The sequence below is a fragment of the Peptoclostridium sp. AF21-18 genome, assembly GCF_003478825.1.
GTDB lineage: Bacteria > Bacillota > Clostridia > Peptostreptococcales > Peptostreptococcaceae > Peptacetobacter.
Genome location: NZ_QUGE01000001.1, coordinates 301865 through 312974, shown reverse-complemented (window position 1 = coordinate 312974; position 11110 = coordinate 301865). Strand labels below are relative to the sequence as shown.

7 protein-coding genes are annotated in these 11110 nt (G+C 33.0%); all 7 read left to right on the top strand.

Going from position 1 to position 11110, the window contains the following annotated elements:
• The first annotated feature begins 461 nt into the window (after positions 1–461).
• The 7 genes from DWX74_RS01430 (at position 462) to DWX74_RS01400 (ending at position 11109) form a co-directional block, all read left to right on the top strand.
• Positions 462–866, top strand: a complete 405-nt coding sequence (locus DWX74_RS01430) for a hypothetical protein (protein WP_243411952.1) — start codon at positions 462–464, stop codon at positions 864–866.
• 238 nt (positions 867–1104) lie between these two features.
• Positions 1105–2856: a GAF domain-containing SpoIIE family protein phosphatase gene (locus tag DWX74_RS01425; RefSeq protein WP_286164126.1), complete on the top strand. Its 1752-nt coding sequence runs from the start codon at positions 1105–1107 to the stop codon at positions 2854–2856.
• 23 nt (positions 2857–2879) lie between these two features.
• On the top strand, positions 2880–3479 hold the full coding sequence (locus DWX74_RS01420; protein WP_118548367.1) for an NAD(P)H-dependent oxidoreductase: 600 nt from the start codon (positions 2880–2882) through the stop codon (positions 3477–3479).
• Between the two features lie 12 nt (positions 3480–3491).
• Positions 3492–4586 (top strand): 3-dehydroquinate synthase, encoded by a 1095-nt coding sequence (gene aroB / locus DWX74_RS01415; protein ID WP_118548366.1) that lies wholly within the window; start codon positions 3492–3494, stop codon positions 4584–4586.
• A 210-nt stretch (positions 4587–4796) separates the two neighbouring features.
• On the top strand, positions 4797–5363 hold the full coding sequence (gene pduL / locus DWX74_RS01410) for a phosphate propanoyltransferase (protein WP_118548365.1): 567 nt from the start codon (positions 4797–4799) through the stop codon (positions 5361–5363).
• A gap of 314 nt (positions 5364–5677) precedes the next feature.
• Positions 5678–9214: a pyruvate:ferredoxin (flavodoxin) oxidoreductase gene (gene nifJ, locus DWX74_RS01405; protein ID WP_118548364.1), complete on the top strand. Its 3537-nt coding sequence runs from the start codon at positions 5678–5680 to the stop codon at positions 9212–9214.
• Positions 9215–9648: 434 nt separating this feature from the next.
• On the top strand, positions 9649–11109 hold the full coding sequence (locus DWX74_RS01400; protein WP_118548363.1) for a UDP-N-acetylmuramoyl-L-alanyl-D-glutamate--2,6-diaminopimelate ligase: 1461 nt from the start codon (positions 9649–9651) through the stop codon (positions 11107–11109).
• The last annotated feature ends 1 nt before the right edge of the window (position 11110 follow it).

Here is an 11110-nt window from a genome sequence, read left to right as displayed (position 1 = left end):
GTTTAAAGTGAATTTATTTATTTCACTTGTCCACTCAGAGGGGAGCAGTTCAAAAAGCGTCTGTAGATTGTTACTGATTAGTAGTTATTTCTATTGCCTTTCTTTGTACCAATTTTTTATGTAGTTGCTTGACGTATTGAAGGAATAATATTTATATTATAGTGTACATAATTGTCAGTATGATTTTATCTATGCCTGTTGGATGGATTTTTTATAAAGCGTTTTAGTGATTAAAATTTTTTATTTATATATAAAATGGAGTGTGTATTTTTAGCCCTTTATTTTATTTATGCTAAAGTGTTTTTTTGTTTATTTTACTTTTTATTTTAGTATTACTAAACTCTTGATTTTTCTGAAAATTTTAATTACAATTAAAATAAGGAAAGGATGTGTTTACAATGCTGGTAGAGGAACTTAATTTAGAAACTAGGTGCAAGATTTACACAATTACGAAGAAAGTTTTGAGAAAGTATCAAAAGGGAATCATTTCTGGAAAGCTAACATCTGACAAGTTTGTTCATAATATTTTGGGAGATGTTTCTATTCATGAGGTTCTTCCTGACGAGATTTTGAAAGAAAACGATTTTATAGACTCATATCATCATTATGTGGACAAGCTTATTTGTATTCAGAACGAAAATCTCATAAATAGCAAAAATAGAAATTACAAAAAAGCTAATGAGAAACCAGACGTGTCTAAAGTGATGAAGTTAAAACATCTCCTTAATGATACTGGATATGTTCTGTCTATTCCTTGTCAATATCTTACAATTAGCGATATTGATAGTATATCAAAATATATTACTACAGGAGCAATAGACTTAGGGAATGAAAAGATTTACAATTACGTTTACAAAGAACACTAAAACAAAAGAGGAGTAAGCAGTTTTTGAATTGAAAAATATTTAAAGACTGTTTACTCCTTTTTTATTTTTATCTAAAAATGGTGCAGAATATGTTAGAATATATATTAATTGATAAGTAATTTCTTTAAGAGATTATAATTATAATTTTTTTAAGAAATATTTTGGAATAAGATATAAATTTATAAAAAAGAAAGGGGTGCATTGCCGCTCGTGGCAAAGAAATATGACTGAGGAATATATGAAAAGAATGAAAAACTTGGTTGAGATTTCTAAGTTGGTTACACAATCTCAAGACTTTTTTAAGATAAAAGATATAATAGTGGGCAAGATGCTAGAAGTTGTTCATCCAGCTAAGGCATGTGTAAATATTTTCTACAACGACGATTTTAATTATGCGTATTTGGTTTGTTCTAGCACTTTAAAATATATTCCAACTGTTTTTGACGTTGATAGACCAGAAGGTGCTAGGATCGATTTTGATTTATACCCTGATTATATTAGAGAAGCAGTTGAAAAGAAAAAAATCATATATGTTAAGGATATTTTTCTAGATGATGCAGCTGCAAAAGAAAGAGATTTAGCTCAGAACGAAGGGTACTGTGGAAGAGCTGTTTTTCCATTTATAATAGAGGAAAAAGTTGTCGGATTTATGACAGCATTTACAACAGAAGGAGAGATAATAAGTGATGAGGATATGAATTTTATCGCATCTGTTGCATCTCTTATGGCACTTTCTATAGAAATAACTAGAAAAAATGAGTCAGTACATAAGCTAGTGAACAAGCTTAGACAAGGGGTAACGTCTATAAATGAAGCTACTAGAAAACTTTATGTAGACAAAAATATAGATACATATTTAAAAGATTTAACTAAACAGGCAGTAGAGATTACAGACAGTGAGGAAGCTATAATAATTCTTGATAAGAATGAAAAACATGGAAGGATAGTGAATTGCTACAATAAAAATGAGTGTAGAAGTAATCTGTTTTTAATGTTGGATGCTATTTCTGAGAATTCTAGAGATGGAGATTTTGCAAATGATGTTGATATAGTTCTTGAGAATGGATCTAAGATAAATAGCTACATATACCATAGACTTATGGATGCAGATAGCAATTTAGGTTATATAATCTGTGCAAATGCAAGTAAGTATACAAGAGATGATATAAATATACTTTCAATACTTTCTAAGCAGATAACTGTAGGTACTCAGCTTTACGAGTACAACCAGAATGAGGTTAGGCATAGAGTATTACAAAATGAGCTATCTGTTTTAAATAAGCAGCAAAAACTTATGATGAACGATGCGAATATGGTTTGCAATGGAAATAGACAGCTTTATTGCTATCATCAACCAGCAAAAGTTGTAGGTGGGGATTTCTACGATGCTGTTAGAATAAATGATGATAAGGTTACTTATATAGTTGCCGATGTTATGGGGCATGGTATTGTATCAAACTATATGGTTGCACTTATAAAAGGGGCATTTAAGGTACTTTGCAGACAGTTTGATAATCCGTCAGATATAATGAATAACCTTAATAAGATGCTTTTTGAAGAATTTGATAAGATGGAAGTTTTCTGTACAGGTATAGTTGCAAGTTTAGATACTAAAGAAAATACACTAACTGTATCTAATGCAGGTCACTATAGTCCGGTTATTATAAAAAACGATGGAACTGTTGCAAAATATGTAAACTGCAAAAAAGGAATTCCAATAGGAGTAATTGAGGACCGGGAATATAGAGATAATATGATAAGTCTTGAAAATTATCCGATGGTATGTATGTTTACAGATGGTATTCTTGAGATTAAGAACAAGGACAAGGAAGAGTTTGGTCAGGAAAGATTTGAAAAGCTTCTTTGCGAAAACTATAAATACAGTCCAGAGTTTATAATAGAAAAGGCTAGAGAAGAGTTTTATGCATTCTCTGGAAAGAAAGAATACTCTGATGATATTATGATGGTTATGTTAAAGAATAATAATTAATAAATTGATGGAGATTTGGAAATATGATAAAAGATATTTTAATAATAAATGCCAGTCCAAGAAAGGATAAAAATTGTTTTAATATATCTAGAGATGTTTCGAAAATTTTAGAAAGAGAGGGCGTATCTTGCGCCCTTTTAGATATTTACGAAATGGATATAGATTATTGTAATGCTTGTGGGTACTGCGAGTACAAGAAGGGATGTAGGATAAAAGACGATATGACAGAGCTTTATGATATGTTTGATAAATCTAGAGGAACTGTTGTTGTTAGTCCAGTTTATTTTAATTCTGTCCCTGCAAAGATGAAGACTGTTGTAGATAGGACACAGGCAGTGTATTCTAGCAAGTTTGTGCTTGGAGATTCTATGATAGATAGAAGTAGAAAAAGAGCAGGGATGTATATAGCTGTCGGTGGCTCTAAGGAGTATGAGGATCAGTTTGATGGTGGAGATATTGTGATGGACTTTTTCTTTAAGAGTATAAATTCGAGAAGTGTTAAAAATATAAGAATTCCAGATAGTGACGAGGTTAGCTATGTGGAAAGCGAAGAACTTATAGAAAATATTAAAAAATCTACAGAAGAATATGCAGCTCATATTAAAAATATAATTAGCGAATAATGAGGTGATTTTATGAAATTAATTACTACAGGAAATAATTTGTGCAGAATAATGGTGTCTGATGAGTACACAGAGCTTGCAAAGATTTTGTATGAATTAGTAGAAAGAGATCAAAAATACGATAAGGTTGTTATTGTAACGGATGAAAATGTAGAGGTTAATCTATATGATGATTTTGTAAAATCGATTTTTGCTATAACAAATAGTAAATATTTTTCAAAAATATGCATAAAACCAGGAGAAGAATCTAAGTGTTTAGATAAATTTAATGAGATTATATCTAAGTTTATAGATATTGGGATGAGTAGAAAGTCGCTTGTTATCGCATTTGGTGGCGGTGTTGTTGGAGATTTAGCTGGTTTTGCAGCAGCTACATATATGAGAGGAATAGATTATATACAGGTTCCAACTACTATACTATCTCAGGTTGACTCTGCTATAGGTGGGAAAACAGGTATAGATGTTGGAGTTTATAAAAATATGATTGGTGCATTTAAGCAGCCGTTATTCACTTATATAAACACAGAAACGTTAAAAACTCTTCCAAGTGATGAGCTAAAAAGTGGATTTGGAGAGGTTATAAAATATGCAGCTATAATGGACGACAATGGAGAATTTGAAAAATTTTTAAATGATAATGCAGTTGAGGTAAAATATCTGGATAATGAAAAAATTATAAAAGCTATTATGAAATGTGCTGAATTTAAGGCTAGAATTGTAAAAGCTGATGAGAGAGAAACTGGTTTAAGAAAGATACTTAATTTTGGGCATACTTTTGGTCATGCGATAGAAATGGAATATGGTCTAAAGCATGGTGAAGCCGTTGCTGTTGGTATGAAAATAGCATTTAAGGTTGCACTTGCAAAGGGATATATAAAAAAGGATTATTACGACAATTTTGTAGAACTTATAGACAAGTACGATTTTGAATTTGATTTTAGTAAAATTAATATTGAAAAACTTGTCGAAAATATTAAAAAAGACAAGAAAAATAGTTTTGGAGATATTTCAGTTATACTTCCGGATGCAAGTTCGTGTGTTGGAATTTTCAAAATGAGTTCTGATGATATTGAAGAGCTTTTGAAAAAAGAATTTAACTTTATGTAGAATAAAATTAAAATAGCGTGAAAATGTTATCACAACTTCGAAAGAAAAAAAGTTGTGCAAATTTGAAAAAAATACCTATTAAAATGAAAAAATTTTAAAAATAACTAAATAAGTAAATATTTGATTTTAACAATTATATTTTGTATAATGTATGTGAAGTAATTTGTGGTTTAATGAATACAATATAATAAAAGATAGGAGTGATAGGCAATGAAATTACCAATAGCTTTATCAAACAAACACATACACTTATCACAGGAACATATAGACGCTTTATTTGGTAAAGGTCATGAATTAGTTAAATTCAAAGATCTTTCTCAGCCAGGTCAGTATGCTTGTGAAGAAAAAGTAGACTTAGTTGGACCAAAAGGAAAATTAACTGTAAGAGTATTAGGACCAGCTAGACCAGAAACTCAGGTAGAAGTATCTTTAGCAGACTGCTTCCCTCTAGGAGTAAAAGCTCCAATAAGAGAATCAGGAGATATAGAAGGTACTCCAGGACTTAAACTTGTTGGACCAGCAGGTGAAGTTGAATTAGAAAAAGGTGTTATAGTTGCTTCAAGACATATACACATGAGCAACGAAGACGCTGCAAAATTCGGAGTTAAAGACAAAGATATAGTAAAAGTTAGAACTGAAGGACCAAGAGGTCTTATATTTGAAAACGTATTAGTTAGAGCTAAAGATAGCTTCAACTTAGAAATGCATGTTGACATGGAAGAAGGAAATGCAGCAGGCGTTAAAAATGGAGATTTAGTAGAATTAATAACTGAGTAATTTTATTTAGTTTTATTAATAAATGGATATTTAATACTTAGTAAAAATAGAGCATATATAATGTTATGTGTTACACTAAAAAATATATTTTTTTGAATTGTGATGAACATTGTATATGATATTAAATATTCTGAAAAAAGGATGGCATTTTTAAAAAAAATGTAGTATGATATAAAAGTAATAAGATTTATACGTTTTTTATACTCTAAATATTTATAGATAGTAAATGCTTAGAGCTTTATAAGTATAAATTAAAAATAGACTTGCCTTTAGATAGACAAGCGAATGAAACTATCAAGGAGGATATTTTAATCATGGCAAAATTTATGAAAACTGTTGATGGGAATACAGCCGCAGCTCATGTTGCTTATGCATTTACAGATGTAGCAGCTATATACCCAATAACACCATCTTCAACTATGGCAGAATTAGTTGATGAATGGGCTTCTCAGGGAAGAAAAAACATATTTGGACAGAAAGTTAATGTTGTAGAAATGCAGTCAGAAGCTGGTGCTGCTGGTGCATTCCACGGTTCTTTACAGGCTGGTGCATTAACATCTACATTTACAGCATCTCAGGGATTATTACTAATGATACCTAATATGTATAAAGTAGCAGGGGAATTACTTCCAGGTGTATTCCACGTTTCTGCAAGAGCTTTAGCATCTCAGGCATTATCAATATTCGGTGACCATCAGGACGTTATGGCAGCTAGACAGACTGGATGTTGCTTATTAGCTTCAGGTTCAGTTCAGGAAGTTGCAGATATAGCTCCAGTTGCTCACTTAGCAGCAATAGAAGGAAGCCTTCCATTCGTTCATTTCTTCGATGGATTCAGAACTTCTCACGAAATACAGAAAGTTGAATTAATGGAAAATGAAGAATACGCTTCATTATTAAACTTCGACGCTGTTCAGAAATTCAGAGACAAAGCTTTATCTCCTAACCACCCAGTTACAAGAGGTACTGCTCAGAACCCTGATATATACTTCCAGACAAGAGAAGTATCAAACACTTACTACAATGATATGGTTGGCATAGTTGAAAAATACATGCACAAAGTAAGTGAATTAACAGGAAGAAAACATGACTTATTCGATTACTACGGAGCAGAAGATGCTAAATATGTAGTAGTTGCTATGGGTTCAGTTACAGAAGCATTAGAAGAAACTATAGATAGATTAAACGCTGAAGGCGCAAAAGTTGGATGCGTTAAAGTTCACTTATACAGACCATTCTCTACAGAACATTTCTTAAAAGCAATGCCTTCTACAGTAGAAAGAATATGTGTATTAGACAGAACTAAAGAACCAGGTGCAACTGGTGATCCTCTATACTTAGACGTTAGAGATTTATACTACGGAAAAGAAAATGCTCCTCTAATAGTAGGAGGAAGATACGGATTAGGATCTAAAGATACTACTCCAGCTCAGTTAAAAGCTGTTTACGACAACTTAGCTGCTGAATGTCCAAAAAATCAGTTCACAATAGGTATAGTTGATGACGTTACTAACACATCATTACCAGAAGCTGAAGACTTCAGAATAGCATCTAAAGGTACTGTAAGATGTAAATTCTGGGGACTTGGATCAGATGGTACTGTTGGTGCAAACAAACAGGCTATAAAAATAATCGGTGATAACACTGACAAATACGCTCAGGCTTACTTCGATTACGACTCTAAAAAATCTGGTGGTATAACTATGTCTCACTTAAGATTTGGTGATACTCCAATCAGATCAACTTACTTAATAGATGAAGCTGACTACATAGCTTGTCACAACCAGTCTTATGTATATCAGTATGATTTATTAAAAGGACTTAAAAAAGGTGGTACATTCGTACTTAATACTATATGGGATCAGGAAGGTATAGAAGCTAACCTACCTGCATCAATGAAACAGTATATAGCTAAAAACGACATACAGTTCTACACAGTTAATGCTGTTGAATTAGGTAAAGAAATAGGATTAGGAAGCAGAATAAATATGATAATGCAGGCTGCTTTCTTCAAACTAGCTGAAATAATACCAGTAGACGAAGCTGTTGAACACTTAAAAGAATCAATAGTTAAAACTTACGGTAAAAAAGGTCAGAAAATATTAGACATGAACTTCAAAGCTGTTGACGCAGGTATAAACGCATTAGTTAAAGTAGAAGTTCCAGAAGCTTGGAAAACTGCTGTTGATGCACCAAAAGAAGAAGCTTGCGAACCAGACTTCATCAAAAATATATTAAGACCTATGACTGCTCAGAAAGGTAACGACCTACCTGTAAGTGCATTCACAGAAGTTCCAGATGGTACATTCCCATGTGGTACAGCTGCTTACGAAAAACGTGGTATAGCAGTAGACGTTCCAGAATGGAAATTAGACAATTGTATACAGTGTAACCAGTGTTCATTCGTATGTCCACACGCTTGTATAAGACCAGTACTTGTTACTGAAGAAGAATTAGCAAATGCTCCAGAAGCATTCAAAGCTAAAAAAGCTATAGGTAAAGGATTCGATGGATTACAGTACAGAATGCAGGTATCTACTCTTGACTGTACAGGATGTGGAAACTGTGCTGACATATGTCCAGCTCCTAACAAAGCATTAGAAATGATGCCTCTAGCTACTCAGGAAGAACAGATAGAAAACTGGAACTTCGCTGTGGATACAACTAAAGTTGCTCCAAAAGGCGATTTAATGAACGTAAATACAGTTAAAGGTTCTCAGTTCAGACAGCCATTAATAGAATTCTCAGGTGCTTGTGCTGGATGTGGAGAAACTCCATACATAAAAGTTATAACTCAGTTATTTGGAGATAGAATGCAGATAGCAAATGCTACAGGATGTTCTTCTATATGGGGAGGATCTGCACCATCAACTCCTTATACTTGCAACCATGAAGGTAAAGGTCCATCTTGGGCAAACTCATTATTCGAAGACAATGCTGAATACGGATTTGGTATGTTCGTAGCAGTTAAACAGATGAGAGCTAAATTAGAAGAAGACATAAAAGTTTTAGCTGAAAAAGCTCATGATGAAAACTCTAAAGCAGTTCTTAACAACTGGTTAGAAACTAAAGAAGACGGTGTTGCTAATAAAGAAGCTTCTGCAAAAGTAGCTGAATTAGTTAACGGATTACATGAATCTTGCATGAATGATCCTGAAATAGCAGCAGCTGTTAAAGATATAAAAGAAAGAGAAGACTACTTAGCTAAGAGATCTCAGTGGATACTTGGTGGAGACGGTTGGGCTTACGACATCGGTTACGGTGGATTAGACCACGTTCTTGCTCAGGGTGAAGATGTTAATGTATTAGTATTCGATACAGAAGTTTACTCTAATACAGGTGGACAGGCTTCTAAAGCTACTCCAGTAGCAGCAATGGCTAAATTCGCAGCAGCTGGTAAGAGATCTAAGAAAAAAGACCTTGGTATGATGGCTATGTCTTACGGAAATGTTTACGTAGCTCAGGTTGCTATAGGTGCTGATAAGAACCAGTTCATGAAAGCTATAACTGAAGCAGAAGCTCATCATGGTCCATCTCTAATCATATGCTACGCTCCATGTATAAACCATGGTTTAAGAGAAGGTATGGGAAGAAGTATAGCTAATGAAAAACAGGCAGTTGACTGTGGATACTGGCATTTATACAGATTCAACCCAGAATTAAAAGCTGAAGGTAAGAATCCATTCTCATTAGACTCTAAAGAACCAACAGAAAGCTTCAGAGACTTCTTAATGAAACAGACAAGATACGCAGCAATAGCTAAACAGTTCCCAGAACAGGCTGAAGAACTATTCACTATGGCTGAAGAAAATGCAAAAGAAAGATACGAATCATACAAAAGATTAGTATAATTTTTATAAAAATATGGGCTGTTGCAATATTGCAACAGCCCTTTTTTAATGCGCACAAAACCACAGTTCTTTGCTTTCCAGGCTTCAGAGCCACACACATTTATGTAACACATTTCAATGCTGTGTGGCTCTTGCAGATTGTCAAGCAAATGAATCTGTGGTTTTATTACGTTAAAATACTGTTTGCAATATTATCAACAGCCCGTTTTTTGTTGCAAATTATTTGAGTGAGTTAAAATAAAGTAAGTTAGTTATAGAGATAAAAGTTTCTATTATTCCAATAACAACGAGATGCAAAAGAAAATACCTTGCGGCATCTTATTTGAAAAATTTATATGTTTAATAGGAAGGTAATTTATTTTGAGTGAATGCTTTCTATTTGTGTGATATAATATATTCAGTATTATTATAGAAAGAAAGAGAAGGTATTTTTTATGAAACTTAATCATATATTAGAAGGAATTGAAGTTCTTTCAATAGTTGGGAATGAAGATATAGAAGTTTTAAATGTTGAGTACGATTCAAGAAAGGTTGAGGAAGGTACTTTATTTATTTGTATAAAAGGGTTTGTGTCAGATGGGCATAAATATATAGACTCAGCTTATGAAAAGGGAGCTAGAGTATTTTTAATACAGGACGATGTAGATTTTAAAGAAGATTGTACTTATGTAAAGGTTGGAGATACTAGAAAGACTATGGCAAAGGTTGCAGCTAATTTTTGTGAGCATCCAGCAGATAAGTTTGATGTTATAGGTGTTACTGGTACAAATGGAAAGACTAGTATAACTACATTTATTAATGAAATACTTAGAAACTGCAATAAAAAAGTTGGTCTTATAGGTACTATAAAGATATTTGATGGGGATAATGAGGTTCCATCAAATTCAACTACTCCTGAGAGTGTTGATTTACAGAAGATATTCAAGAGAATGGTAGATAATGGATGTGATTGTTGTGCAATGGAGGTTTCATCTCATTCGTTAGAGCTTAGTAGAGTTGATGATACAAACTTCAAGATAGGTATATTTACAAATCTAACTCCAGACCATTTAGATTTCCACAAGACTTTAGAAAACTACAGAAAAGCTAAAGAAAAATTATTCCACAAAACTACTCAGGCTAATATAATCAATGTAGATGACGAGGGTGGAAGAAAGATATATGAAGCGATAAAAGGTTTAGATACTCCATGCTACACATACGGAATAGAGCATGAAGCAGATTTCACTGCTAAAAACATAAAATCTGATGCTTCTGGGGTTGCTTATACATTAGTTACTCCAAATCATACAGAAGAGATATTCATACCGGTTCCAGGTAAGTTTACAGTTTACAACACATTAGCTGTAATTGCAGCATGTGAAATGTTAGGAATAGACAAAGAAGATTACCTAAATTCTTTAAGAAATACAGGTGGGGTTGCAGGTAGATTTGAAACTGTACCAAATGACAAGGGAATAAGTGTAATAGTAGACTACGCACATACTCCAGATGCACTTGAAAATGTGTTAAACACTGCTAGAGAATTTGTTGAAGGTGATTTAATAGCTGTGTTTGGATGCGGTGGAGATAGGGACTCTGAAAAAAGACCTCTTATGGGAGGAATAGGACAGAGATTATCTGACAGATGCATAATAACTAACGACAACCCAAGAACAGAAGATCCTGAGCTTATAATAAAAGACATATTAGCTGGATTAGATGAAAGCAATGAAAACTACAAAGTAGTAATGGATAGAAAAGAAGCTATAAAAGAAGCTATAGAATCTGCTAAAAAAGGTGATGTTATCTTAATAGCTGGAAAAGGACACGAAAACTATCAGATACTGGGAACAGTAAAACATCACTTCGATGATAAAGAAGTCGCTAGAGAAGTATTAGATTCACTAAAATAAT